The following is a 24,443-nucleotide window of genomic DNA, read 5'->3' as shown; positions in this document are numbered from 1 at the left end:
CTTTTACAACATATTAAGTTGTTTTAAGAAATCTTTTGCCACTAAAACTGAATTAAAGCGTTGTTTAATATGCTTTTGCGTGAGGCCATTAAGTAAAGGAAAAAAGCATTGCAATGTAGATGGAAGTTGAATGTGTAGTTGCTGGCAATGTAATACTGCCCAATCGTGATAAGTACTCACTTTTAATCGAGATTGAGTGAGCCATTCATACACAATAATCCCCAAGGCATACAAATCACTTTGAATGCTTTTCCCTGCCCCCTGAAAAAGCTCTGGTGCCATATAATGTGGTGTTGCATCTAAAGTATGAATCGGATGCCCTATCCGAAAAGATTGCTCAAAATCAATCAGCCGACATGAGTTTTCATAGAAACGAAAATGTTCTGCTTTCAAATCACCATGCACCCACCCGAATTGGTGCAATGCATCCAGCGCATCTAAGGCCAAAAATATCTTTTGTTTGATCTGCTCAATATTTTCAAAAATAGGAGCTTCAGCAAAAAAATCATGCGAATCAACCGTGATCATCCCTATGCCATCCTCATCTAATCCATTGATAAGATGACGTAATGGAATCATTTGGAATGGTAATAAAAACGCTTGTTCATGCTGCTGACAGTGCTGATAAAAAGCTAACTCTCGTTGGAAAGCCTGTGCCAAAACAGGCTGATCGTTGGTGTTATGGAATTTCAGCCAGTAGCGCTGCTGATCAACTTGAAAGGTGTAGACACGCCGCCCAAAGGCATAACTTTGCGCTTTGGTCACTAAGTTAAGATCGTTAAGTTGAATCTTCGGATTAGAGATCCACGTAGTAAAACTCATTCTGCTGCTTTTCTTCCTGCTTCCGCAACGATATTAGACAATGCTCAATGGTTTTTCCAATTCGTGCATGTATTTCAATAGAAGCAATTTTCGGCCATGTGGCACGCTCACCTTCTTGCTGCAAGATTTTAAACAGTTTTGGGCGTGGATTTTTCAGCATATAGCTATAATGTCGGAGTCCATATTTGGCAATAATATTGACGTCACCATAATAACGTTGCCCCAAAATGCCATAGCCATGATCCAATACACGACGAATCGGGAAGAAACTGCCCATATGACTGCGTGTTAAATCCATGACTTCCATTGCAATAGCTTTGCCTTGACGGCGCACAATCCGTTCAGGCCAACTGAGTACATCTCTACGAAAACGTTCGGTGTCACTTTGCATAAACGGCACAATATGCGGATTGACCTGACTGGCAATGGTGTAATTAATATTATATAAACGAGCCATCTTTTCCTGCGGAAAATCACTGCGCATACTGCCATCCACCCACTTGGTATTGGCGAGATATGGCGTATGTTGCCCATCATATCGCTTACTGGTCAGATGCACAGGTGGAAATAACACAGGCACCGCACAAGAAGCCAATACTGCACTCCACACCAATACATTCGGTGCGGTCAGTGCATTCATAATACGTGGATTTTGGGCTGTGTTATAGGGTGCAATCACGATATTAATATGACGTTTAGATTGTTTATAGGCCTCGGCAAACGTGACATCGCCCAAGTTCTGCATCAGAAATTTTTTCAAATACATCACATCGGCAATACCACCATTCGCCCGCAATAATTCCGTTACTTTCCTAAATTTAAAGGCATCACTAAAAAAATGTTCCCCTTGCAGCAATTCATGAACTTGATCTGGCGTAGAAACACCTAACATGCCTGTCATGATTGCCCCTGCACTTGAACCCGATAAAACTTGAGGCATCAGATCTTGTTCTATTAATGCCTTACACACCCCTGTATGAAATAAACCTAGCGTCGCACCTCCAGAAAACATCACAGCGGGTTGACCATAGGCCTTTTGACATTCTTCAAAAAACTGAATTTTTTCTTTTAGTTGAAAGGTAATACATTCACTCGAAGCCAAGTAACGTAGGCAATCACTCATTTCCTCAACATAGTTTTCAATGATTTTTTTAGTACCAATATAGGTCTGTGCAAACAACATCGGATGCCCAATGTTGGCAAAGTCATAAGACAGGCCTTCTCTTAACACATAGATCAGATCTAAAGTCCGATGCTGCATACGATATTTTTTTAATAAGTTATAGCGTTTAGATAAAATTTCCGCATCATAATAAGGCGATTCATTGTCATATTTCCATGCTTCATGACCTGATTCTTCATCCAGTTTAAGTGCAATTTCTTTCCATTCGGCATAAGAACTGGCATGTCGTAAGCGTTCTTGCAACACATCAACTCTATGTGTCTGATATGTATTCTTTTTCTCTTGAACTCTATTGAACATTCGCGATCCTGATTTTCAGCTTATTTTTTATATTCTTGCACCTATACAATGCAAAAAGCAGCCACAACAATCAAGGGTAAAATCGATTTATTTCGATATTTCTGATGATATTTTCTTTATTTCGGTAATAGCAGTGATAGTATCCCTATTCATCATTGAGTTTGGTTTATATGTATGGCTATCCTTGATTTACCCGAATCTATTCTTCAATCGCTATCAAGTGTTTTAACACAGCTTCAGCAAGTTCTCCCTGCACCAAAGCAACCCACTGACTTTTCAGCAATCGCATTCCGTTGGGAAAATCAGCAGCTGGTCGCCATACAACAACCTAAGAAAATGCATTTGGAAGACTTAAAAGGCATTGAGCGCCAAAAAGACAAGATCATTCAAAATACCCTACAGTTCCTGAATGGCCTACCTGCCAATGATGTCTTACTGACAGGTTCTCGTGGTACTGGAAAATCATCGATTGTACGTGCGCTTCTCACCGAGTATTCAACTCAGGGTTTACGCTTGATTGAAATTGAGCGTGATGATTTATCTGATTTACCCAAAATTCAAAAGCTGATTGAACATCGTCCTGAAAAATTTATCGTTTATTGCGATGATCTGGCTTTCAATGCCGAAGATGAAAATTATCGTAGTTTAAAAAGCGTCTTAGATGGTTCACTGCAATCAGGCTCAAGCAATTTTATTATCTATGCAACCAGTAACCGTCGTCATTTACTGCCTGAGTTTATGCACGAAAACACACCGGTACGTAAGGTTGATGTACCGCAATATACAGAACTCCATCCACAGGAAGCCATCGAGGAAAAAATTTCGCTCTCGGATCGTTTTGGAATGTGGCTCTCCTTCTATCCAATGGATCAACAGTTGTATTTACAAATTGTAGAGCACTACATTGTGAAAGCTGGCTTGGAATATAACGATCTGGTTCGTGGTGAAAGTTTGAAATGGTGCCAAGCTCGTGGTCAGCGTTCTGGACGTGCAGCCTATCAGTTCTCAAAGCACTGGATTGGCTCACAAAATCTAGAAAAATTGTCGAACAAAGCCTCTGCGTAAATGTCCTGAAAAGCCGTAGCTTTGTCCTTATTTCCGCTTAGCATTGGCAATTGTTTCTCATAATCTAGCTGTCACAGCATGGATTGAGTTTAGGAAACAAGATGAAGAAACAATTGCCACCGACATCCCTGACCAGCAAAATTTTGGGTAAAAGCCTGTTATTGGCACAAGGTACGCTTGATAAAGCGGTAAAATATTCAACAACACCCTTTTCAGAACCAGACATCATTCGCCCACGCACTGATGGGATTTTTTATACCTGGACACATTATGGGATCTTCTTTCCTCTGCTGCCTGAGCCTCATCGTTATTTAAATATTATGATTTTATTGGGTACACCAGGGGCACTTGCATTTGACCATGATGATATTACCTTAGGTGACCCAAGAAAGACTGCAACGTTTTTCTCTAGTACTGCTGCGGTAGATGAGCATCTACTCAAAGCTTATATCATTCCAGAACAGACCAATATTCAAGACAATGGGACAACTATTGAGCTCGGTGAAGAAGTTTCGATCCAAGGAACTCTACCGAATATTCATCTCAAAGGTGCCTACCATGGACTCAGCTTTGAATTTGATTTAGATGTCACCAATCAAATCTCATGGTTTATCAAAACCCCGATTTATGATCATTTTAGTTTATTGGCAAACTTCAAAGGTCAGCTTGAGTATCAAGGTAAAATCACGCCTGCCGAAGGCTTATGTACCTATGAATATGCCCGCGCTACAGGTGCACACGGAGTCGTGAAAAAGCTACTCCCTGAACCGTATAAATTACCACTCGATTTCTTTACCTATCAAATTATCAATTTGACGGATAGCACCCAATTATTACTCACTAAAGCTGATATTTTGGGTCAACCAGCAGCCTATACATTGCATGTTCGACATACCGACATGCCTGCTGAAGTCTATACCAATGTCGAATTCAAGGTGATTGCACATCAAGTCGATGACTATGTTTCACCAAGTGGTAAGAAAATGCGCTTACCGCAATTGTTCTCTTGGTCCGTCAAGGATGATGCTGATCAGAAAGTTTTAGATATTACCGCAGAAATTGATAGTCCATTCCGTTATGGTCATGGCATTGGCTATGCCAGTGCTTATACCTTCACAGGTGAATATTTAAATACCCCTGTTCAAGGCCGTGGTTATATCGAATATGTGGATGTAGAAGATCAGAATGCATTTAAGGATTAAATAAACTGAACACGTTGATGAGTCTTTGCTAAAACGTCAAAGGCTCATCATTTCCCTTTGCAATCTAGTTGCTCTGAGGGTTCAAAGTATCAATCAATTGGTTAATTGAATCCTTGATCTCGGCTGCCACCTTTGCATCATAACCTTCGACCAAGAATCGGCTAATGAGCCCTTCAATCAGCGTATACGTCACTTCAACCAACATCTCTGTTTTTGAATAAGATTGCAAATATTCCGTAATCAAGTTTCTAATCCAAACTTTATGTTCTTTAGACACAGAGATGATGTCTTGATCACCCAAATGCGACTCAGCCACAGCTCTGACGAATAAACATCCTTTAAAGTTATCTTCTTGAAACCATAATAAGTGCCAATCGATCAACCTGTTCAATGCCTCTCGCCCTGTTGCCTCCGCCACATAATCCAATAGACGCTGCCTAAACTTTTCATCACGTGCTTCTAAGACTGACTTCACCAATTGATTTTTGTTTTTGAAATAGGTGTACATCGTGGTTTTTGAACAGCCAGATTCATCTCGAATAAGGTCGACCCCGACACCAACAAAACTATTTCCATAAAATAATTTTTCTGCGGTATGCAAAATTTTATCAGCAGACTTCGACATAAAGATTTACTCATTTAAAATAGTACAGATCTGTACTATTTATAATTTTAGTTCTATTATCGCCATAAAGCAACCCAGTCGTGAGATCACCATGTTATCTTTATTCAACGGTAGAGAACATCTTGCTCCCTTACCCCAATCCATTGATATTATAAGAAGTTTAATTGGCGGCACCTTAAGCATCTTGATCTTAATCCTGCTCAGTAAATTCACCCACAATCTATTTATCATGGCTCCTTTTGGCGCAACCTGTGTCATCTTATATGCCGTATCGCAATCGCCTTTGGCTCAACCTCGCAATGTAATTTTGGGACATTTTGTCTCAGCATTTATTGGCTTACTGTTTCTTAAAGTTTTTGGTACATCAGCTTTGAGCATTGCGCTTTCTGTCGGTTGTGCCATCGCAGCCATGCAACTTCTGCGTTGTGTTCATCCACCTGCTGGCGCAAATCCATTGGTGATCTTGCTAACAGCCAATACCATTCAATACCAATGGAGTTTCTTATTTTTCCCCGTGTTATTAGGCTCTATTGCACTCGTCATGGTGGCATGGTTGGTCAATAACCTTAAATCCGAGAAGAAATGGCCTGTGTATGGATTGGCTTTTATCCACAGTAAGAAAAATATTGAATAATCCATCTATCGATTAAAGCGTAATGTCAGCGTTTTAATCGATGCCATCCTGTTCATCTAAATTCAATGAAATTCCAATTTCCCCTTGCAAATAATTTACTTTTCAATAAAATTAGGTAGATCGGTATACATAAATAATTTTTTACTATGAACACTAAATCAGCAAAACAAAAAATCTTGGATGCAGCTTCTACATTGTTTTATAACGATGGCATTAGCAATACAGGCATCAATAGCATTACAGAGAAAGCCAATGTGGCAAAAATGTCGCTGTACAATAATTTTGCCACCAAATCAGATCTGATCACCTGCTACATCGAAGCTCGCCATCAAGAATGGCTGGATTTATATGAAAAGAGAAAAGCTCAAATCCAAACCCCGATTGACGGTATTTTGGCGGTTTTTGATGCTTATCAGGATCACGCAGAATTTGCTTATGAAAAAGGCTTTCGTGGTTGTGGCCTACTCAATGCAGCCGCAGAATTCCCTGCACATAGTCCTGAACGTTTGGCGGTTAAACAGCATAAAGATGAAATTGAAGCGATTTTAGCGGGTCATTTACAGCAGCTCAGCACCAACCCACAACGAGTCAAAGAACTGGCACTACTGATTTCATTTATCTTGGAGGGTTCGATTGCCCGTGCCGGTTTAGAAAGTTCAAGTGACAAAGTATTTGCTGCAAAACAAATAGTTCAGAGCCTATTAGCGCAAGAGGTTTCAAAGTGAGTAGCACCTCTTTTCGCCTCAGTGCTCATTCTGGTTTTATTGCCGTCCTCATTGCCTCTATTTTATGGGGAACGACAGGCACAGCCGCTTCTTATGCTCCAAATCTAAGTCCCTTAGCGATTGGCGCAATTGCAATGGGCGGCGGTGGTTTATTACAAGCTTTATTGGCCCATAAAAATATCCGCAGTCATTTACCTCAAATTCGCTCTTACTATCCATTATTGTTGATTGGCATGGTCTCGGTTGCGATTTATCCACTGGCTTTCTATTCGTCGATGCGTATGGCAGGGATTACCATTGGTACAGTAGTTTCAATCGGATCAGCCCCTTTATTTACGGCAATACTGGAGAAGTTCTTTGATAAAAAAGCACTGTCTGGCAAGTGGTTTATCAGCTTTATCTTTGGCGTCGCTGGTGTCTTGCTGCTCTCTCTAGGAGAGTCACACTCCCAAGCATCTGCACAAACGATTGCGGCAGACCAAAAAAGCATTGGCATTATTCTTGGACTGATCGCAGCCCTAACCTATTCGTTATATTCTTGGGCTGCAAAAAAGATGATTGATCGTGGTGTCGACTCAAAAGCATCTATGGGATTAATTTTTGGTTTTGGTGCTTTAATCTTACTACCGACATTATTTTTTACGGGTTCAAACCTGTTTGATGAACCTGTGAATTTGTATGTTGTGGGCTATATGATGCTGATCCCGATGTTTCTCGGTTATCTGTTATTTGGCTATGCTTTAAAGACCATTTCAGCCAGTACCGCGACCACACTGACCTTGTTTGAACCACTGGTTGCCGCTTTGTTTGCAGTATTATTAGTCGGTGAACAACTCGCCCCGATTGGTTGGATTGGAATGGCTTTGATTTTTGTTTGTCTGGCAGTATTGTCAAAAGCAGATCGTTCAAAACAAATCAGCTAAAAGATGTTCTAGACCATTAAAATAAAAAGTAGGAATATTGTACATACCAAGTTAAATGCAATCACTTTCCCGTTAAAGAACAATGCTGCTTTTGCTGATTCTTTAACGGGTTGCTCGCCATCCTTTGCTATCGCAGACAGTACCATGCCAATAAGATTACAAACAGTCGAGACCAACAGTACCAAAAAAAAGAATAAATGAATTGGGGGCATTTCACAGATTCGATCCGTTGTACATGGAATACTGAGAACATAGATTGAAAAGCCTGTAGCCGCAATAATAAGCAGAATACTTAACCATGCACAGCCATTGGCTGCTTTAACCACCCACATGATTCACTCCTTTTTATTTATATATTATTAAAAAAATACAATATAATTATTTGATAATTAAAATATTAATTATAAAAGATGCAGAGCAATAGATTTCCTCTGCATCCATTTCAAGATTTAAAGATCAATACTCTCTGGCTAATTTTTCCAATGTGGTGAGCATTTTTCTCACTACACTTCTTTTATGATGCAACATATTCTTAATGTTGCTTGGATTGAAACCTGTCAATTTTGCGACACCACGACTGGTCATGTATTCACCAGTTTTCGCAAAGTGTTTTTCACTTAACTCAGTTTTCGCATTTGAAAATCGAACTGCCAGCTTATAATCACTAAACTCAGACCATGCACCTGTCTTATATTCGTCTGCATCAAAGCTACTCTTCTGCTGAGTAGGTTTTTCTCGAAGAATATTGCTCAAGCGATTAATGACAATTTTTTCTTCACTTTTTTCAATTATTTGATAAAGTTCAGTTTCTTCAAAAGGACGCCCTAAAGCGATATCTTTTCTATATTGTTCAACGACTTTTTCTTTTGACTCGACCTTTTTCTCACCTTGTTGAGTGAGGCAGAGAATCTTAAATAAAGACTCTAATCGGCCACATGTAAAAATATAAGAAATTTTCAACTTTTGTACTCCACAATGAGTTTTAGCTCATCAAAAATAAATAATTTATCCAATACTCTAATACGATAGCGTCGACTTTAACTCTTTGCCATGTACATAAATCAAGAATTTGATTTTTAAATATAAGAATGGTCTAAATTGATCCATAATCTAAGGATCAATTTAGAAGAATGCGTTGCATTTAGGTTGGTTGTAACTCAGTCATTGGCCATCTTGGTGTTGTCGTCACCGCCAAACCATCATGTTGCCCTGCTTTTAAACGTTGATATCCAGCAAAGGCAATCATGGCGCCATTGTCTGTGCACAATGCGGGCTCGGCATAATAAACATGTGCCTTGATCTTTGCCAGTGAAGTTTCTAATTGTTCACGCAAACGCAGATTTGCACTGACACCGCCAGCAATCACCAAACGTTTTAAACCCGTTTGTTTTAAAGCTTTCACTGATTTTTTAGCGAGTGTATCTACAACTGCCTCTTGGAAAGATGCAGCCACATCCGCATCACGATTTTCTTCACCTAACTTTTTCAGTTGTACTGAAACTGCAGTTTTAAGACCACTAAAAGAAAAATCCAAACCTTGATGCAATATTGGTCTTGGGAATTCAAATGCTTTTGCATCACCTTGCAAGGCTAACTTCGCAATATTTGGACCGCCCGGATAAGGCAGCTTCATCATTTTTGCGACTTTATCAAAGGCTTCACCCGCTGCATCGTCAATCGATTCACCAAGCAATTCATATTGACCGATGCCATAGGCCGCCATTAATTGAGTATGCCCACCTGAAACCAATAAAGCCACAAACGGAAATTCCGGTGGAGTTTCCGAAAGTAATGGTGCAAGCATATGACCTTCCATATGATGCACACCAATCGCAGGTTTATTAAATGCAAATGCCAAACTGCGGCCAAATAAAGCACCTGTCATTAGTGCGCCCATCAGTCCAGGACCACGAGTATAGGCAACTGCATCAATTTCTTGTTTTTTGACACCACTTTGCTCAAGCAGTTGATTAATCAAAGGAATCATCTTGCGAACATGGTCACGTGAAGCCAATTCAGGAACGACGCCACCATATTCGGCATGCAATTTAATCTGGCTATATAGAACCTGTCCACGTAAGCCGAGCTCGCTATCATAGAGTGCTAACCCAGTTTCATCACACGAAGTTTCTAAGCCCAAAACAATCATTAAACTGCCTTTACAACGATCAAAAGTAATATCTGAGCTATTATAGACTTGTGATCTGAGTTGTAAATGAGTAAAATACTGACCTTCACTTGCGATCTAGTGCAATAGTGCGTTAGATCTTATCCATCATCTTAGAGGATTTTACATGCCACAAGTTAAGTTGAAAGAAGGCGAACCAGTAGACGTAGCTATCCGTCGTTTCAAACGTTCATGCGAAAAAGCGGGTGTTTTAGCTGACGTTCGTAAGCGCGAATTCTATGAGAAACCAACTCAAGAACGTAAGCGCAAAAAAGCTGCTGCAGTTAAGCGTTATCAAAAGAAATTGACTCGCGAATCTGTACGTACTACTCGCCTTTACTAATTAATTTGTGATTGACTGCTGAAGAGACTATGAATACTTTAAAAAACCAAATTACTGACGTGTTAAAAAATTCAATGCGTGCCAAAGATATGGCAACAGTAACGGTTATTCGTGGTGTACAAGCAGCAATTAAGCAAATCGAAGTCGATGAGCGCATTGAGCTTGACGATGCTCAGGTTCTTGCGGTCATTGAAAAGCAAATTAAACAACGTAAAGAATCGATCAAGGCCTTTTCTGGCGCTGGTCGAGATGATTTAGCTAGTAAGGAACAAGCCGAAGTTGAGGTTATTTCTCAATTTCTACCAGCAGCTATGACTGAGGAAGAACTTGATTCCATCATTGAGCAAACGATTGCTGCTCAAGAAGCTACTAGCATGAAAGATATGGGTAAGGTGATGAATTCTCTACGTCCGATCATAGCCGGGCGTGCCGATCCTGCACAAGTATCTGCTAAAATTAAAGCAAAATTAAGCTAAGCCAAAATTTTAATGCTTACTTTTGTGTTAGTTCCAAACACTTTTTTGTCTTACTAGATCTATTTATATTTACTTACAGATCAGCAAATTTAAGTAGACTGATAAATAAGATCTGAAGAATATGCGTATATTTCGCCTTCTTCTACGCTGTCCATACTATAATACAAAATTAAATTTCCCAATTCTGAAGATACGACTCCACTCGCTTTTTCTATATGACATTCACCTAAAGCTACATATATTCTGACAGTACTATATCCAAGTAGACAATTATTTTGGTAAACAATCGCTTCAATCTTAAAATCTATTTCATCTATACAACTCTTATTTGTGACTTTTTCGCCCACATCATCATAATTTAAAACGATAGTTTTCGCTTTTGATTCTTTTAAGAAACCCACCAAGTGGCCTCTTACATCTTTAAATACAATTTCTTCTGTAAAAATATTTTCAAGCTGTTCTGATATCACCATATTATTTAAAATCACACTGAACATTATATTTCGCAAGCATTTGCATTTCTTTTGATTCAACCACCTGCTTGATTAAATCCTGCTTGCTCATGTTGGCATATTGCGTTGGTAATGATGAACGATTTTGTTCAATCGCATCAGACATATCCTGAATATAACGCTGATTAATCTGACAGTACTTTGCTTGCTGCTCAGGCGTAAATTGTGACGTTTGTGGATTCAGACTCCGTAAAAAGCTGCGGATATCCTGTGCATATACACCACGAATTTTATCCACTGAGTTTGCATATTGCTCAATCGATGCTGCTGAGCTGATCCCCACACTGCTGATCGCAAAAATAAAAACTAAAATTTTCTTCATAAATGTTCTAACTTCTCAGCAATTGCTTACGCACGTCATCTTATCTTAATTCAATAAATTTTGGTTTATGCTCCAGAAAAAATTCTTCCTTCGGTGCGGGTATATTACCTTCTGTCACAGTGCCTAGGCGTAAACGAATTACATCAGGCAAATCCTTTCGATAAGAATAGAGCGGACTGGCACAATTTTGACAAAATACACGCGCCTTGTTAACTGTATGAAAATATTCTTTCAGTTGCTCTTGCCCAGAAATTAACTCAAATTTGCTTTGCTCAATCGGGCTGTTCCACCCTGCAATTGAACCTTGTGCCTGTTGGCAATGACTGCAATAACATAAAATGCTGTTTTCAATTTCTGCATGATATTGATACTGCACAGCACCACACAAACATTGCCCTTTGATCATAACAATTTTCCCCTCAGTTTTATAAATATAAGTCGTCTTTAAGTTTTATGGTTTGATATAAGTTAAATAAGGCTCTGCTTTAGTTCAAGTATTTCACCAGCAAGCCCATCATAATCTTTGAACGCTGTATGAATGAATCCCTGACTTGTTAAAATTTTACGTGATGCGATATTGTTAGGGTCAATAATCGCAAATATCCGATGAATTGAATTTTGCTTTTTGGCATCACTCAGTAGCTGTTGACTAACTTTACGAGCTATACCTTTTCCCCAATAACTTGGTAAAAGCATATACCCCAACTCAACCTCATTGTCATTCAAGTTTTTGATTTCCAATTTCGCTAAGCCTATATATTCATTAGTATTCACATCTAATATTTTAAAATGACCAAATTTCGGATGTAATCGATTATTGACGATAAGCAACTGAAAATCTTTCATCGCCTCTTCTTCAGGAATCGCTCTTTCTGTAATCATCGCCATAACTTTTTCATTTCCAACCAGTTGGTAATAAAGCTTAAAGTCATGCCTATGAAATTTTTCTAGTTTGATTTCCATATCGTTATTACTCTTTCTAAACTGAATACGTCTCAGTAAATATCAACTAAGGAAGTCGATTACAGTCGCATACGGCGTTCATCTTGCATCTGTTTTAAACGCGCATCAATCTTGGCTGACATGGCTAAATTCCCTTTCGCCAACCGTTGTGCGTGTAACATCGATTTAATTGCATTTTCTTCGTAACCCGACCAATACTCTGCCTCTGCACGATAACCCAATACATTGACTGCTTGTAATGGTGAACTCTTATCTAAATTGGTGGCTTGTTGCAGTAATTGCCAGCCTTCTATATCACGCTGGTTTTTGTGGATAAAGCGTTGTACCAAAGTTTGTGCCTGTGCAACTTGCCCTTGGCGAATCAAAACTTCCGCCAACTTATAGGACAAGGCTCTATTCTCCGGCATGGTCTTTTGAATCGGATTAATTGTGGCATAGGCCTGATCTAACTTATTTTGGCCCAAATAAATATCAGTTTGGATCAAAGGAATCAGCACATGATTCTTGAGTTTCGGCTTTACTAAATCCAAATTGGCCTGTGCTTGTGCGTAGTCACCTTGTTCAAGATAGAACTTGCTCAATGCCAATTGTGCAGCTGTATTTTTTTGATTTGCCATTGACTGTAATTGAAGTTCAGTGGCCTGACTTGAAACCACTAAGGTATAGAGTTTTAAAATTTCAAAATCGAGATCGTAAATTTTTGACTTCACTTTCGGTAATTGATTAGCACGTAAACGTGCTTCGCTCATCCGCTCAGTGGTTAAAGGATGGGTAAACCAGAAGTCTGGTAAAAAGCTAACACGACTGGTGGCACGATGCATGGTTTCAAAATAATCTGCCATACTCTGTGGGTTATAACCTGCAGCATACATAAACTGCATCCCGATACGATCCGCTTCACGTTCCTGATTACGACTATAACTCAACTGCTTATCCATCAATGCCGCTTGGGTCCCCATCATTACCGCTGCACCCGCATTGCCATCGGCTTGAGATGCAATGGCAGCCCCAACAAGAATCCCCGCCAATGCAAGCAAACCTTGCCCCTTAAATGCTTCTTGAGAGCGGCTATAGTGTCGCTGTGCAACGTGTGCAATCTCATGCGCCATAACCCCAGCAATCTCATCCAGATTTTTAGCTGAAGTAATCAAACCTGTATTCAATGCAAATAAACCACCAGGAACGGCAAAGGCATTAATTTGAGGATCTTTAATAATCACCAAGCCAATCGGTTGACCAAGTTGAGTCTGACTTAAAATACCTGAAAAGACCTGCAAGAACTGATCCTCCAACCATGCATCTTGCACCGTTGGCATTTGACGATGTACTTCACGATAGACTTTTTCGCCAATAAATTTTTCTTTTTGTTGATCGAGTAAACCTATACCGCTGCCAATTTCAGGCACTTCTGTTTGCCCAGCACTATGCGCAGGCAAAAAAACCTCAGTGTGACTCAGTTGAGTTGTGGCGAAAAGGCCACAGGCGAGCAGGAACGATCTCAAGTGGTTTCTCTATGATTTTAATAAAGAAATTTAATATAGCATTGAAAAAAGGAGAAATTTGCAACAAAGTGTTATAAAAGGCAGGAAAATCCCGCCTTACTTTATGATTTTTGAAATCGACTGAATTACTCTGCCGCGACGTAACGCTGATCTACACTAAATTTCTCTGGGAATTTCGCATTGATCGTGGCATAAAAAGACATGATCTCGGTCATATCCTTTTCATAATCCCCTGTAGGATAAACAATTTTTCCTACACCTGTTTTTTTCTTGGCATAGTCCATATACGCAAGTGCAATCGGTACACCCGCTGTTATTGCCAAATGATAAAAACCAGTTTTCCATTGCTCTTGTTTAGCACGCGTTCCTTCTGGAGTCACTAGCATGACTAACTTAGGGTGCGTCTTAAATAAATCACTCATCAGCTGAACCATACTTGGACGTTCTTGACCTTCATGCTTGGCACGACGATCAATACCGATCCCCCCCATTGCACGCACAAAAGGACCAAATGGCAATTTCATATAACTGTCTTTGATGGTCAGGCGCACATTAACACCCAAGGCTTTCAATGCTAAACGGGCATATAAAGCATCCCAATTGCTGGTATGCGGGGCCGCAATCATGACGCATTGGTCAATATTTAAATCCCAATGATTGTCAATTTCCCAGCCCATTAAACCCAAACTTTGTTCAGCTAATTTCTCGAACACCAGACACCCCAAGACGAAGTCACAAAGGGCGCAAGTGTACCAATATTAATCAATTTAAAAAGATGAGGCCGCACAATAATGCAGCAATCAAATGATCAGCATTGTAAGCAATTATTCAAACTTCGGATTCACTAAATAGCGAGGTGTACGATCTTCTAATGCATCAATCAAATTCTGATAGGCAAGGTTGACCATCTTCTGACGTGTTTCAGCAGTTGCCGAACCGATATGTGGTGCAGTCACGGCATTTGCTAGCTCAAATAATGGAGAACTTTGTAGTGGTTCCTTGGCATACACATCCAAACCTGCGGCAAAGATTTTATTTTGCTGTAATGCTTCAATCAATGCATGTTCATCCACCACCGAACCGCGAGCAATATTCACAAACACTGCATGTTTCTGCATTAAATCAAACTGTTCTGCACCAATCAGTGCTTTAGACTCAGTATTCAAATCAACGGCCACTACAATGAAATCAGATTGCTGCAATAACTGATCTAAATCACGATACTGTGCATTGAAGGCCTGAGCCACCTCAATCTTTTCACGGCGATTATGGTACAAAACATTCATATTGAAACCATAAAAACCACGACGGGCAATCGCGGCTCCAATATTACCCAAGCCAATAATACCAAGGGTTTTGCCGAAAACATCTACCCCAAATTGTTCCGTCGCAACGGTACGCTTCCACTGCCCTTGCTTAGTCCAAGCATCTAATTGTGGAATCTTACGTGCGGCACTCAGTAACAAGCTAAAGGCTAGATCGGCTGTGGTTTCCGTTAAAACGTGTGGCGTATTGGCAAGCCAAATTTTCTTTTGATTGAGATAGGCGACATCATAATTATCATAGCCAACCGACACGGTCGAAATAATTTTAAGTTTTTGTGCAGGTGCTAAGTTGCTTTCATTGAGTAAACGCCCTGCACCTATCATGGCATCGGCATCAACGACTTCGGCCCGAATCTGTTCATTGATATCACCAAGCTTAGGATTGAGCACCACCACCTGATAATCTTGCTGTAACTGCGCTATCACGTCCTGATCTATTTGGCTGAATACAACGACTTTCTTCATGATTCGATTTCCGTTCTTTATTGCATGAGCTGCCACAATCGTCTTTTCAAGACAGGTTGAGCCAGCATTTCTTCTAAACTCGCTAAATGTAATATATTAGAATGCTGAATAAAGTCCAGTTGACCTAAGCATAATATCTTTCTGCCGCTTGCAGTAGCATCCAGAAAGCCTTGAATATAGGATGGTAGTCCTCTGCTCTCTTGAAATGCAGCCAAGGGAAATGGCCATTTCAACTCTGCGTATTGACCCAATCGTGCCTTTTGAATATTTTGCCAGAGCTGCCTTTGTGCATCGCTGAGCTGACTGCTTTCCAACAAAATGGCACAGTTTTCTAAAACATACATTTGCAGTTCAAATGCCTGAATCTGCGTTGTAATAACAATCTGTTCTTTTTCAACAACAGCTTCTTTTACAACAGGCTTGGCAATAATTTCTGTAGGCTGAGGAATTTCTTTTTCAGTGATCGCTAATGTTGGTCGCGATGCAACTTGAATTTCTTTTGGCGTTGGTACGACATCTAATATCGGTGTCAACGGTTGCGAAGCTTCTTCAACAATTTGATCTCGCCATAGGTTCGGTGCAGTATTTTTTTGACATACCACTTCTCTAGGAATCCAAACATCTATTCCTAAAGTTGCCAATATGTTTCTTTGCTGCCCGATCATGCTACCTACTCGTTGTCTTGACTCACAGTGATTTACAACACTGTAACCTTGCATAGTCTAGCATAAACCAAGTCCTGCTAAATGACTTCCTTTTGCTCAATCACATCAATACACATTCAATTCTCGTTCGTTTAGGCAAATATTCAATAACAATAGGCAAGTTTTCATTCATCGACTTTTAGACAATATTTCATCATTTTGTCGCTTTTAGTTTTTATTAATATCGTATCGAATGCTCAAATGAAAAGGTTGACTCCATTTATGCTTATTCTTTTTGTTGCGATCGCCGTGGCCCTGCTTATTGCAGCGAGTGTTATATATGCACAACAACCCTTATTCGGTAGAATCCCTTCTGGTGAACGACTACAAGTCATTGAAAGCTCTCCCAACTATCGCCAAGGTCAATTTCGAAATTTAATTGAAAAATCAGGCATGAGCGAAGGCTCTAGTATTGCGGTTGAACTCTATAAAACCTTTATTAAAACCATTCCTCATCGTAATCCGATTGATCCCATTCCTTCCATTAAAACCAATCTACTTGCTCTTGATCCAAAACAAGATGTCATGATCTGGTTTGGACACTCATCGGTATTTATGCAGTTGCATGGTAAAACCTTTTTGATCGACCCTGTTATGAGTGGCAAAGCCTCTCCTTTCCCTTGGGGCACACGCGCCTATAAAGGGACTGATATCTATCGGGTTGAGGATTTACCTGAGATTGATTATTTGCTGATTTCGCATGATCACTATGACCATTTAGATTATGAAACGGCACTTAAACTCAAAGACAAAGTTAAATACGTGATTACTGGTCTAGGCGTCGGTGAACACTTTGAATACTGGGGTTATCCCAAAAATAAACTGATCGAGCGAGATTGGGGTGATCGAATCGAGTTTGATGATGGGATTAGCATTATCACTGAAACCACCCATCATGATTCACGACGTGCCTTTGATGGTGGTAAGAATTTATGGGTTTCTTTCGTGATTCAATCCCCGAATAAAAAGATTTTCTACACCGGTGATGGTGGTTATGACAAGCACTTTGTCGAGATTGGACAGAAATACGGTCCCTTTGATTGGGCATTAATGGAAAATGGGCAATATGACGCCGCTTGGCGTTCAGTACATTGCCATCCTGATGAGGTTGCCCAAGCCACTGAAGAACTGAATGCGCGTAATATGATTCCTGTACACCATTCAAAATTCAGTTTGGCCAAGCATGCTTGGTATGAACCGATTACCCGTATTGTTGAATATTCAAAAAGCAGAAAATATCGCCTTGCGACGCCGATGATTGGAGAATTGGTTGAGCTGGATAATGAACAGCAACCGTTTAAACAGTGGTGGAAGAATATTCGCTAATTCAATCATAATTGTTATATCAGCCTCATTTCGATGGGGCTTTTTTATGGATACTGCAAAAATCGACAAGCTCATCAAATTAGGCAAACAACTGAGCATTTCAGGTCAATCCTTTTCGTATTTTTAAGCTTAAATAAAATCATCAAAGATCAAGAAAATGACATTCACATGTGTTTTCTTGAATGAAAAAGTGAAATAAAGGTAGTTCAAAATGAAAAAAGTATTAATTCTTGGCGCATCAGGTCAAATTGCTCAATGGGTCATTAACATGTTAGCCAACGAGCCTGAACTGACTCAAACGCTATTACTCCGTGATGCAAAAAAATTAGGCACTGATTTGCCGAACAATGCAAAAGTCATTGAAGCGGATGTTTTAGATCTGGAAAAATTAAAACAGATCGTCCAAGGTCAAGATATTGTTTATGCCAACCTTGCTGGTGAATTAGAACAGCAAACACAGAATATCATTGAAGCTATGCACGGCGCAGGCGTTAAACGTATTATTCTGATCAACTCCTTAGGCATTTATGATGAAGTCAAAGGTAAATTTGGTGAATGGAATCGCAATGAAATCGGCAAATACCTTGGCCCATATCGTAAAGCAGCAGATTTATTAGAAGCCTCTGATCTGGATTATAGTATTTTGCGTGCGGCGTGACTCATGGATGAAGATGAAATTGACTATGAAACAACGGAACGCCATGAGCATTTTAAAGGCACGGTCATCTCACGTAAAAGTGTCGCTGCCTTCGTGGTGAAAATTATTCAAACGCCAGCATTAGCCTCTAGAAAAAACTTAGGGCTCAATAAACCACACTCAGATGCCGATCAACCTTATTTCATCTAAATATGAAAAAATCGGACAAACAGGCACCCTGCGTGTCCGATCCTACCAAGTCTCGGTAGTAAGGGGTATTTTTTTAAACAGCAACCTGTTGGGCTTTTAGATGTGCATCTTTTAATGCATCCACCTTTAAAGCAGGAATATCCAGACCTTCCGCATAAACGAAGCTCACTTCATGAATCCCCATTAAGCCTAAAACAGACTGTAGATAAGGCGTTACTGCATCCGTCACTTGCCCAAGGTGAATACCACCACGGCTGCTCATCACGATTGCCTTGACACCTTCAACCAGACCTTGAGGATAAGTTTCGGTATATCTAAAAGTATGGCGGGCACGCGCCACCAAATCGAACCAGTTTTTCAACTGTGTTGGCACATTCAAGTTGTACATCGGCGCGCCGATCAACAATAGATCCGTTGCTTTAAGTTCTGCAATCAACTCATCCGATAACTGGACAATCTTTTGTATCGGCGCTGCAACGTGTTCTGCACCACGCAGTGCATGGAAAATTTCAGCATCCAGTACAGGTAAGTTAAGCGTGGTTAAATCACGAATGATTACTTCATCCTGTACGCCTGCTTCTGCACGTTGTTTTAAAAATGCATCGATCAAACGGCTCGTCTGTGATTGATCACCCATAATGCTTGATTTCAATACCAACACTTTCGCCATGTTTGTTCTCCATATCTTGATGGAGCTATCTTACTATTACATTTTAATCGCCAGTAGTGATACTATTTCAGTGAATTGATTCCAAAAATTCTACAATCATGCAAACTGAGCTGAGTACGATTTCAATCTTTGTGACGGTGGTCGAGGCAGGAAGCTTTAGCAATGCTGCTGAACAACTACATCTGACCCGCTCGGCTGTGAGTAAAAGCATTGCGCGTTTAGAACAACGTTTGGGCGTGACTTTATTTAAGCGTACTACTCGAACCCTCAGCTTAACAGCCGAAGGTACGCTGTTTTATGAGCACAGTCAGCGTGCTATTGCAGAAATCCATGCCGCTGAAAGCTTGTTGGATCAGGGTAAAATCAGTGCAACGGGCTTATTAAGAATTTCGGCCCCAGTTCTGTTTGGACAACTCTATGTTGCCCCAATGATGATTGAACTGGCGCAACAGCATGCTGATTTGCAGGTAGAACTCTCTTTTAATGACCGAACTGTCGATTTGGTCGAAGATGGTTTTGATTTAGCTATTCGTATCGGCGCTTTACCAGATAGCCATCATTTGATTGCGAGAAAGCTAGGCGATCATCGGATGCTACTCTGTGCCACACCCAAATATCTACAGCAATCAGGCACAGTGAAGGACTTGGATGATCTACAACAGCACACGGCCATTGCTTATCCTTATTCTGGGTCCCCACCGAAATGGCATCTTCAAGATAAAAACAAACAACTGTATGCCATCAAACCCAAAGCAAAATTGCTGTTAAATGATATGCAGGCGATTAAAAATACAGTGTTATTAGATCAAGGAATTGCATGGCTTCCTGACTGGCTGATTCATAAAGAACTACAGGATGGCAGTTTAGTTCAGGTATTGGCAGAGTTTTCCAGTGTCGATTTCCCGATTCATGTGGTTTGGCCTGCTTTAAGCTATATGCCACTTAAAACGCGTTTAGCCATTGATCTGTTGGTCGCGGTATTCCCATCTCAGCTCAGTGCCAATTAACCACCCATCTATACAAAAATCATTATCCAATCTTTAAAACTTGATCCCAATTAGTCAAATAACTTGGTGATTTATGATTTTGCGTCATACGCCATGCCCTCCCATGAGGGGTGATTAAACGCCCCAACGTCATGGTGTCCCGTCCGAACTTTTCATTAATTCCATCGAAAGTTGTAGAGAGGTTACGACGAGCAATCAGTTCATCGGTATCATGAAATAAATCCACAGCATGGCTATGTTGCGGAATGATGTCTAACAAGATCACTTGCGCTTTTTTATAACGATGCCCAGCTTGAAAAATGCGATCAAGCCCCTGCTGTACCGCTTTGATAATCTCTAAACGATCATCACTGTAGTCAGGCAAATAGACGACCGTATAAGGTCGATAATACTGATCCTTATTAAAGCGGTTAGTACGAATACTTACCCCAACCGCCTTACATAATAGTTTCTGATGGCGTAAGCGCTCTATGGCACGTAAACTAAATTCAGTCAGTGCGCCACTTAAATCACTTTTCTCCTGAATCGGCTGTCCAAATGAACGACTACTCAACACCTGTTGACGGTCTGTCACAACATCCTCAAGTTCTAAGCAAGCCATACCTTGTAATTCTTTGACGGTATTTTCCATCAGCACTGAAAAATACTTTCCCATCATTTTTGCATCTGCTTGCAGCAAATCCATCACCGAGTAGACATTCATTTTTTCCAAACGTTGTCGAATCTTACGACCCACACCCCACACTTCCCCTACGGGCATATGCTGCAACAAATCTTCAATCACGCAGGGATCTTCAGCAACGATATTACAGACACTATTAAAACAGGCATGGGTTTTGGCGAGATTATTGGCGAGTTTTGCTTGAGTTTTGGAATAACCAATCCCGATACAGCACGGCAAGCCTAACCAATTTTTGACGGTATCTAAAATCTGATGCGCATAAGCAGTAAGATCATAACTTTGTTGATAGGCGGTTAACTCTAGAAAACATTCATCTATTGAATACACTTCCTGCTCGCATGGATCGACAAAGCTGCCCAATATATTCATGAAACGGCGCGACATTTCCGCATACAAGGCATAATTACTTGAAAAAACTTCGACTTGATGCCGTTGAATAATCTCTTCAATCTGAAAAAAAGGCACAGCCATCCGAATACCGAGCTGTTTCGCCTCATAAGAACGGGAAACCACACAACCATCGTTATTGGACAACACCACCACAGGACGATTTTCCAGCTTTGGATTAAACACGCGCTCACAACTAACATAGCAGTTATTTACATCAATCAAAGCAAAAATACGTTGTGGCAGACTCATGGGCTTATCTCATCGGTTTCAGGTTATAGGTCACAACACCCCAGATCAGTAACTCTTGTCCCTCGCTAATATAAATATTCTGGTAGTCAGGATTCTCAGCTTTTAACCACACTTTAGGTGGGCTGAAATGGTGATCAACCATTAAACGCTTCACGGTAAAATCATTGTCAATCAAGGCAATTACAATATCCCCAGATTTGGCAGGAAGACTACGATCTACCACCAAAGGATCATCGATATCAATGCCTGCATCTAACATTGAAAGTGAATTTGCTTTCACAATGAAAGTAGAATTTTCGTTACGAATTAAAAATTCATTTAAATCTAAAGCTTGTTCAACATGGTCTTGGACAGGCGACGGAAAACCGGCGGCAACACGTTCCGTTGCCAATGGAATGTGATAAAGTCGATCATTCTTAGCTTGGACATTCTGTATTTTCATTGATGTCGTCAAATCAGTTTGAGTACCAGTTTTGACATTATTCAGTAACCAATTTTTGATGAAATCAACTTGAGATTCGGGAACACGGATGACTTTGGTCGGCTCAGTGAACTGTGCCTTCCGCCCAGCATTGCTTCTTGCCCCTCCATGCTCAAATTCAGTTTTTTTGGACATAACTTCCCCCTACCCAAGCTTAAAATACTTTCAAATAATTTAACTTGAAAAAGTTACAAATTCAAGTTGACGTACAATTAATTTTGCATAACAATGAATCCATAGATCAGATTTTAGCTTGTTTAACTTAGACAAGGATGTATAAGACAAACTAAAATTAATGTTTTAAATGAATGACTTATCTTATTTTTACTCAGCTCAAAAATGTTAAGCCATTGATCTAATTCATTAATCTATTTGATCTCTCAGCAGTTAAGTTTTATTCAAATATTTTTGATGTGGAGACATGAAAAATGAACAATCGACGTGATGCTATTCTTGGTTATGCTGACGAACAACATGCTTTCTTTATTCGCCTGATCGAGAACAATACTGTGTTAGGTGATAGCTACGGACTATTTTGTGACAACCAAAATAGTGAAGCCGCAGAAAGTATTATGACCACACTTTTTTTAAAGAAATCTTTTTGGTTAAATGGTTCAGAGTTTAATGACATTGTTAAAGGTCTTAACCCCATTCATTGATAAAAACATATCGATTCAATATGACCTTGCGCTATAAAAAGAGCTTGTACCATGATCTCACTCAACAAGCTCTTTATTTTCAACTTAAATACGCTTCAACTTGTACATTATTTTAATACTCTCAAATAAAAACCCACAGATTGCAATCGCATCAGTGGGCCTTTTTATAAGGTTGAATCATCGGTTTAAATTCAGATAAATCTTTTGTCATTCACAGGTGCAACCAACTTATAAATTTTACCGTCAGTATCACTTTCAAAAAGTAAGTCAATATTCGGAAAAATGATATTTCCTTCTACTTCAATATGTTCAACCCGTTTAAAAAAAGGAATATCACGATCTTCTAAATCATTCAGCTGTGCAACGACAATCGATTCGTTTTCTTCTTGGTCCTTGACGATGACTGTAATCTTATCCATAACAGTTCTCCCAATATCTATAGGTTCATAGGACTATGGGAAATTTTCGATAACTTGTCGATAAAATCGTTGTAACAAGAGTTATAAGTATTATCTTTTTATTGTTTAAACCGCTAAGCCATTGAAATTAACTTTTAATTTATAAATTCCGTTAATATTTAATTAACCATCGAGTTACATTTACGTTTAAAACGTTTCAAAATAATTCACCTCTCGTCATCATTTAAATGAGCGGTAGATCTTTTAAAATATTAGTTTCTGAATTGCCAGATCGTATTGAGAAATTTTTGCTCTGTGCCCCAAGGGGTAATATGTAGCTCTATCTCGTGATGTAGCAATATAAAATCCTTGTCCAGTTTGTGACTCAACTTAGCCAAACTATAACGCTCTACCGTTAAGCCACTACATTGTGTTGGCCCATCTTCAGCAAAAGTAGACAAAATCAGATATCCGCTTGGCTTTAATGTTTGACGTAGATTGTGTAGATATTGTTCCTGTTGTATCTCTGTCAGCATAAAATGAAATACCGCACGATCATGCCACACATCAAAAAATTGAGACGCAAGTGCAACCGTACACACATCTGCAACTAACCAATGCACATGGCGACTGTCTAAGCTCTTTGCAGTTAACCTTGCACGGGTTATATCTAATGCAGTTTCGGATAAATCAAGCACATATAAAGATTGATATCCAGCTTCAAGCAGATGATCAATCAAGAGAGAGGCGCCACTGCCCACATCAATCAGCTTGGCATGCAACGGCACATCCAGAGATTGCATCAACTCAATTGTTTTACTTGGGTGTTGCTGATACCAACTCACTTGGTCAGCTTGTTTGGATTGATACACTTCTTCCCAATAATTTCTGCTCATTTGAGTTCCTTCTCAGCGCTAATCGGACACTCCAGCATCAGCGAAATGAAAAATTATCTGGTGATTATGGCACTGGCGTGAACAGCTTGATAGCTACAGAATTAATTTGTCCCCAGACATCAAATAAAATCTACTTCTGTGTCATCACATTGGATATTTCTTTCTGATTTTTGGTTTTATCATCGGGCTGTTCACGGCTCTCTTCTATTTCATTTTTTAACTCAAGGTATTGTCTAGCATCTTCTCGACGATGAATCCCACCTAATTTCAAAGCCTGAGTATCAACTTCTTCATCAATATCTGCTTTTTTCGTAGACTGTTTAATCAGAGAATCCTTGCTTTTTTGTAATGCTGAATGAATAGGAGCAACTCGCTCACCCTGCTGTTCCACTGGTAGTTCAGTTGCAAAAATCCCCGTTGATGCGATCAGAACAGACATCAAACCTAATGTTCTTCTCATGCTCAAGCCCTAGCTTGTTTTTAATTTTGATGCTTTATCTTAACATGTGTGCTTACGCTTATTGCTTTAAATCTTATCCCCCAATTTGCAGCATTTGAGCTTTTTTCTTAAAAGAGCAAG

30 protein-coding genes and 1 pseudogene are annotated in these 24,443 nt (G+C 39.8%); 11 read left to right on the top strand and 20 right to left on the bottom strand.

The genetic code is table 11. From position 1 onward, the window contains the following. Nucleotides 1–3 precede the first annotated feature (3 nt). A complete protein-coding gene (locus B2727_RS03695) occupies nt 4–822 on the bottom strand; it encodes a protein kinase domain-containing protein (protein WP_005202596.1) in 819 nt (272 codons plus the stop codon). After that, the gene (locus B2727_RS03690; RefSeq protein WP_005202595.1) at nt 797–2,305 is read right to left on the bottom strand and encodes a DUF3336 domain-containing protein; all 1,509 of its coding nucleotides are present in this window, start codon (nt 2,303–2,305) and stop codon (nt 797–799) included. Before B2727_RS03690 ends, B2727_RS03695 begins: the two co-directional genes overlap by 26 nt. 174 nt (nt 2,306–2,479) lie before the next feature. On the opposite strand from B2727_RS03690, the gene B2727_RS03685 reads away from it, so the two are divergent. Together B2727_RS03685 and B2727_RS03680 are read left to right on the top strand one after the other, a co-directional pair. Continuing rightward, nucleotides 2,480–3,370, top strand: a complete 891-nt coding sequence (locus B2727_RS03685; RefSeq protein WP_005183333.1) for an ATP-binding protein — start codon at nt 2,480–2,482, stop codon at nt 3,368–3,370. 101 nt (nt 3,371–3,471) lie between these two features. Continuing rightward, on the top strand, nt 3,472–4,572 hold the full coding sequence (locus B2727_RS03680; protein WP_005202594.1) for a DUF6670 family protein: 1,101 nt from the start codon (nt 3,472–3,474) through the stop codon (nt 4,570–4,572). Nucleotides 4,573–4,636: 64 nt separating this feature from the next. On the opposite strand, the gene B2727_RS03675 is transcribed toward B2727_RS03680, so the two are convergent. Then, on the bottom strand, nt 4,637–5,197 hold the full coding sequence (locus tag B2727_RS03675; protein WP_005202593.1) for a TetR/AcrR family transcriptional regulator: 561 nt from the start codon (nt 5,195–5,197) through the stop codon (nt 4,637–4,639). Between the two features lie 91 nt (nt 5,198–5,288). Between B2727_RS03675 and B2727_RS03670 the strand changes: the two genes are divergently transcribed. The 3 genes from B2727_RS03670 (at nt 5,289) to B2727_RS03660 (ending at nt 7,479) form a co-directional block, all read left to right on the top strand. Beyond that, complete coding sequence (locus B2727_RS03670) at nt 5,289–5,831, top strand: HPP family protein (protein ID WP_005183342.1); 543 nt, start codon at nt 5,289–5,291, stop codon at nt 5,829–5,831. A gap of 146 nt (nt 5,832–5,977) precedes the next feature. Then, nucleotides 5,978–6,556, top strand: a complete 579-nt coding sequence (locus tag B2727_RS03665) for a TetR/AcrR family transcriptional regulator (protein ID WP_005202592.1) — start codon at nt 5,978–5,980, stop codon at nt 6,554–6,556. After that, on the top strand, nt 6,553–7,479 hold the full coding sequence (locus B2727_RS03660; RefSeq protein ID WP_005202591.1) for a DMT family transporter: 927 nt from the start codon (nt 6,553–6,555) through the stop codon (nt 7,477–7,479). Before B2727_RS03665 ends, B2727_RS03660 begins: the two co-directional genes overlap by 4 nt. A gap of 8 nt (nt 7,480–7,487) precedes the next feature. Here B2727_RS03660 and B2727_RS03655 read toward each other — a convergent pair whose 3' ends face one another. From B2727_RS03655 to tsaD, 3 genes are all read right to left on the bottom strand, one after another. Next, nucleotides 7,488–7,811: a hypothetical protein gene (locus tag B2727_RS03655; protein WP_005202590.1), complete on the bottom strand. Its 324-nt coding sequence runs from the start codon at nt 7,809–7,811 to the stop codon at nt 7,488–7,490. 124 nt (nt 7,812–7,935) lie between these two features. Continuing rightward, nucleotides 7,936–8,439 (bottom strand): hypothetical protein, encoded by a 504-nt coding sequence (locus B2727_RS03650; RefSeq protein ID WP_005202589.1) that lies wholly within the window; start codon nt 8,437–8,439, stop codon nt 7,936–7,938. Between the two features lie 181 nt (nt 8,440–8,620). Beyond that, on the bottom strand, nt 8,621–9,628 hold the full coding sequence (gene tsaD / locus B2727_RS03645; protein WP_005202586.1) for a tRNA (adenosine(37)-N6)-threonylcarbamoyltransferase complex transferase subunit TsaD: 1,008 nt from the start codon (nt 9,626–9,628) through the stop codon (nt 8,621–8,623). A 145-nt stretch (nt 9,629–9,773) separates the two neighbouring features. On the opposite strand from tsaD, the gene rpsU reads away from it, so the two are divergent. After that, entirely contained in the window at nt 9,774–9,989 is a 216-nt protein-coding gene (gene rpsU / locus B2727_RS03640; protein ID WP_004652785.1) for a 30S ribosomal protein S21, read from the top strand. Nucleotides 9,990–10,018: 29 nt separating this feature from the next. Next, nucleotides 10,019–10,465: a GatB/YqeY domain-containing protein gene (locus B2727_RS03635; RefSeq protein WP_004808327.1), complete on the top strand. Its 447-nt coding sequence runs from the start codon at nt 10,019–10,021 to the stop codon at nt 10,463–10,465. Nucleotides 10,466–10,554: 89 nt separating this feature from the next. On the opposite strand, the gene B2727_RS03630 is transcribed toward B2727_RS03635, so the two are convergent. From B2727_RS03630 to B2727_RS03595, 8 genes are all read right to left on the bottom strand, one after another. Then, complete coding sequence (locus B2727_RS03630; protein WP_005202585.1) at nt 10,555–10,962, bottom strand: hypothetical protein; 408 nt, start codon at nt 10,960–10,962, stop codon at nt 10,555–10,557. Next, nucleotides 10,940–11,299 carry a hypothetical protein gene (locus B2727_RS03625; RefSeq protein WP_005202584.1) on the bottom strand — a complete coding sequence of 120 codons (360 nt, stop codon included), beginning with the start codon at nt 11,297–11,299 and terminating at the stop codon, nt 10,940–10,942. The genes B2727_RS03630 and B2727_RS03625 overlap by 23 nt, the downstream gene beginning before the upstream one ends. Before the next feature lie 40 nt (nt 11,300–11,339). Next, nucleotides 11,340–11,705 carry a GFA family protein gene (locus B2727_RS03620; protein ID WP_005202582.1) on the bottom strand — a complete coding sequence of 122 codons (366 nt, stop codon included), beginning with the start codon at nt 11,703–11,705 and terminating at the stop codon, nt 11,340–11,342. Nucleotides 11,706–11,767: 62 nt separating this feature from the next. Beyond that, nucleotides 11,768–12,262: a GNAT family N-acetyltransferase gene (locus tag B2727_RS03615; protein WP_005202581.1), complete on the bottom strand. Its 495-nt coding sequence runs from the start codon at nt 12,260–12,262 to the stop codon at nt 11,768–11,770. A 59-nt stretch (nt 12,263–12,321) separates the two neighbouring features. Then, the gene (locus B2727_RS03610) at nt 12,322–13,719 is read right to left on the bottom strand and encodes a M48 family metalloprotease (protein WP_374755509.1); all 1,398 of its coding nucleotides are present in this window, start codon (nt 13,717–13,719) and stop codon (nt 12,322–12,324) included. A gap of 170 nt (nt 13,720–13,889) precedes the next feature. Further along, nucleotides 13,890–14,477, bottom strand: coding sequence for a 1-acyl-sn-glycerol-3-phosphate acyltransferase (locus B2727_RS03605; protein ID WP_005202579.1), 588 nt, complete (start codon nt 14,475–14,477; stop codon nt 13,890–13,892). A 111-nt stretch (nt 14,478–14,588) separates the two neighbouring features. Continuing rightward, nucleotides 14,589–15,554: a 2-hydroxyacid dehydrogenase gene (locus B2727_RS03600; protein ID WP_005202578.1), complete on the bottom strand. Its 966-nt coding sequence runs from the start codon at nt 15,552–15,554 to the stop codon at nt 14,589–14,591. A gap of 17 nt (nt 15,555–15,571) precedes the next feature. After that, entirely contained in the window at nt 15,572–16,219 is a 648-nt protein-coding gene (locus B2727_RS03595) for a hypothetical protein (protein ID WP_005202575.1), read from the bottom strand. A 261-nt stretch (nt 16,220–16,480) separates the two neighbouring features. Here B2727_RS03595 and B2727_RS03590 point away from each other — a divergent pair, with 261 nt between their 5' ends. After that, nucleotides 16,481–17,584, top strand: a complete 1,104-nt coding sequence (locus B2727_RS03590; protein WP_005202573.1) for an MBL fold metallo-hydrolase — start codon at nt 16,481–16,483, stop codon at nt 17,582–17,584. A 211-nt stretch (nt 17,585–17,795) separates the two neighbouring features. After that, nucleotides 17,796–18,431, top strand: a pseudogene (locus B2727_RS03585) (SDR family oxidoreductase). A 73-nt stretch (nt 18,432–18,504) separates the two neighbouring features. Here B2727_RS03585 and B2727_RS03580 read toward each other — a convergent pair. Further along, entirely contained in the window at nt 18,505–19,101 is a 597-nt protein-coding gene (locus tag B2727_RS03580; RefSeq protein WP_005202570.1) for an FMN-dependent NADH-azoreductase, read from the bottom strand. Between the two features lie 98 nt (nt 19,102–19,199). On the opposite strand from B2727_RS03580, the gene B2727_RS03575 reads away from it, so the two are divergent. Next, nucleotides 19,200–20,108: a LysR family transcriptional regulator gene (locus tag B2727_RS03575; RefSeq protein ID WP_005202569.1), complete on the top strand. Its 909-nt coding sequence runs from the start codon at nt 19,200–19,202 to the stop codon at nt 20,106–20,108. A gap of 22 nt (nt 20,109–20,130) precedes the next feature. Here the strand turns inward: B2727_RS03575 and B2727_RS03570 are convergent, their stop codons facing one another. Beyond that, nucleotides 20,131–21,429 carry a Y-family DNA polymerase gene (locus tag B2727_RS03570; protein WP_005202568.1) on the bottom strand — a complete coding sequence of 433 codons (1,299 nt, stop codon included), beginning with the start codon at nt 21,427–21,429 and terminating at the stop codon, nt 20,131–20,133. A gap of 4 nt (nt 21,430–21,433) precedes the next feature. Continuing rightward, a complete protein-coding gene (locus B2727_RS03565) occupies nt 21,434–22,045 on the bottom strand; it encodes a LexA family protein (RefSeq protein ID WP_005202567.1) in 612 nt (203 codons plus the stop codon). 293 nt (nt 22,046–22,338) lie between these two features. On the opposite strand from B2727_RS03565, the gene B2727_RS03560 reads away from it, so the two are divergent. After that, a complete protein-coding gene (locus tag B2727_RS03560) occupies nt 22,339–22,569 on the top strand; it encodes a hypothetical protein (protein ID WP_004652770.1) in 231 nt (76 codons plus the stop codon). Nucleotides 22,570–22,760: 191 nt separating this feature from the next. On the opposite strand, the gene B2727_RS03555 is transcribed toward B2727_RS03560, so the two are convergent. The 3 genes from B2727_RS03555 to B2727_RS03545 form a co-directional block, all read right to left on the bottom strand. Continuing rightward, nucleotides 22,761–22,988, bottom strand: a complete 228-nt coding sequence (locus tag B2727_RS03555; RefSeq protein ID WP_005202565.1) for a hypothetical protein — start codon at nt 22,986–22,988, stop codon at nt 22,761–22,763. Between the two features lie 251 nt (nt 22,989–23,239). Next, nucleotides 23,240–23,863, bottom strand: coding sequence for a class I SAM-dependent methyltransferase (locus tag B2727_RS03550; RefSeq protein WP_005202564.1), 624 nt, complete (start codon nt 23,861–23,863; stop codon nt 23,240–23,242). Between the two features lie 130 nt (nt 23,864–23,993). Beyond that, nucleotides 23,994–24,323, bottom strand: a complete 330-nt coding sequence (locus B2727_RS03545; RefSeq protein ID WP_005202563.1) for a hypothetical protein — start codon at nt 24,321–24,323, stop codon at nt 23,994–23,996. Nucleotides 24,324–24,443: the final 120 nt, after the last annotated feature.

It is taken from the genome of Acinetobacter sp. UBA991, assembly GCF_002292065.1.
In the GTDB taxonomy this organism is placed as follows: Bacteria; Pseudomonadota; Gammaproteobacteria; order Pseudomonadales; family Moraxellaceae; genus Acinetobacter; species Acinetobacter higginsii.
The sequence above is the reverse complement of the archived record's forward strand: the minus strand, read 5'-3'. Positions and strand labels throughout refer to the sequence as shown.

Coding starts and splice junctions, on each gene's coding strand:
- B2727_RS03565 (WP_005202567.1), bottom strand. CDS start 22,045: ATGTCCAAAAAAACTGAATTTGAGCATGGAGGGGCAAGAAGCAATGCT.
- B2727_RS03625 (WP_005202584.1), bottom strand. CDS start 11,299: ATGAAGAAAATTTTAGTTTTTATTTTTGCGATCAGCAGTGTGGGGATC.
- B2727_RS03655 (WP_005202590.1), bottom strand. CDS start 7,811: ATGTGGGTGGTTAAAGCAGCCAATGGCTGTGCATGGTTAAGTATTCTG.
- B2727_RS03580 (WP_005202570.1), bottom strand. CDS start 19,101: ATGGCGAAAGTGTTGGTATTGAAATCAAGCATTATGGGTGATCAATCA.
- B2727_RS03670 (WP_005183342.1), top strand. CDS start 5,289: ATGTTATCTTTATTCAACGGTAGAGAACATCTTGCTCCCTTACCCCAA.
- B2727_RS03600 (WP_005202578.1), bottom strand. CDS start 15,554: ATGAAGAAAGTCGTTGTATTCAGCCAAATAGATCAGGACGTGATAGCG.
- B2727_RS03555 (WP_005202565.1), bottom strand. CDS start 22,988: ATGGATAAGATTACAGTCATCGTCAAGGACCAAGAAGAAAACGAATCG.
- B2727_RS03595 (WP_005202575.1), bottom strand. CDS start 16,219: ATGATCGGGCAGCAAAGAAACATATTGGCAACTTTAGGAATAGATGTT.
- B2727_RS03635 (WP_004808327.1), top strand. CDS start 10,019: ATGAATACTTTAAAAAACCAAATTACTGACGTGTTAAAAAATTCAATG.
- B2727_RS03550 (WP_005202564.1), bottom strand. CDS start 23,863: ATGAGCAGAAATTATTGGGAAGAAGTGTATCAATCCAAACAAGCTGAC.
- B2727_RS03575 (WP_005202569.1), top strand. CDS start 19,200: ATGCAAACTGAGCTGAGTACGATTTCAATCTTTGTGACGGTGGTCGAG.
- B2727_RS03665 (WP_005202592.1), top strand. CDS start 5,978: ATGAACACTAAATCAGCAAAACAAAAAATCTTGGATGCAGCTTCTACA.
- B2727_RS03680 (WP_005202594.1), top strand. CDS start 3,472: ATGAAGAAACAATTGCCACCGACATCCCTGACCAGCAAAATTTTGGGT.
- B2727_RS03615 (WP_005202581.1), bottom strand. CDS start 12,262: ATGGAAATCAAACTAGAAAAATTTCATAGGCATGACTTTAAGCTTTAT.
- rpsU (WP_004652785.1), top strand. CDS start 9,774: ATGCCACAAGTTAAGTTGAAAGAAGGCGAACCAGTAGACGTAGCTATC.
- B2727_RS03570 (WP_005202568.1), bottom strand. CDS start 21,429: ATGAGTCTGCCACAACGTATTTTTGCTTTGATTGATGTAAATAACTGC.
- B2727_RS03695 (WP_005202596.1), bottom strand. CDS start 822: ATGAGTTTTACTACGTGGATCTCTAATCCGAAGATTCAACTTAACGAT.
- tsaD (WP_005202586.1), bottom strand. CDS start 9,628: ATGATTGTTTTGGGCTTAGAAACTTCGTGTGATGAAACTGGGTTAGCA.
- B2727_RS03630 (WP_005202585.1), bottom strand. CDS start 10,962: ATGTTCAGTGTGATTTTAAATAATATGGTGATATCAGAACAGCTTGAA.
- B2727_RS03690 (WP_005202595.1), bottom strand. CDS start 2,305: ATGTTCAATAGAGTTCAAGAGAAAAAGAATACATATCAGACACATAGA.
- B2727_RS03675 (WP_005202593.1), bottom strand. CDS start 5,197: ATGTCGAAGTCTGCTGATAAAATTTTGCATACCGCAGAAAAATTATTT.
- B2727_RS03685 (WP_005183333.1), top strand. CDS start 2,480: ATGGCTATCCTTGATTTACCCGAATCTATTCTTCAATCGCTATCAAGT.
- B2727_RS03590 (WP_005202573.1), top strand. CDS start 16,481: ATGCTTATTCTTTTTGTTGCGATCGCCGTGGCCCTGCTTATTGCAGCG.
- B2727_RS03620 (WP_005202582.1), bottom strand. CDS start 11,705: ATGATCAAAGGGCAATGTTTGTGTGGTGCTGTGCAGTATCAATATCAT.
- B2727_RS03560 (WP_004652770.1), top strand. CDS start 22,339: ATGAACAATCGACGTGATGCTATTCTTGGTTATGCTGACGAACAACAT.
- B2727_RS03545 (WP_005202563.1), bottom strand. CDS start 24,323: ATGAGAAGAACATTAGGTTTGATGTCTGTTCTGATCGCATCAACGGGG.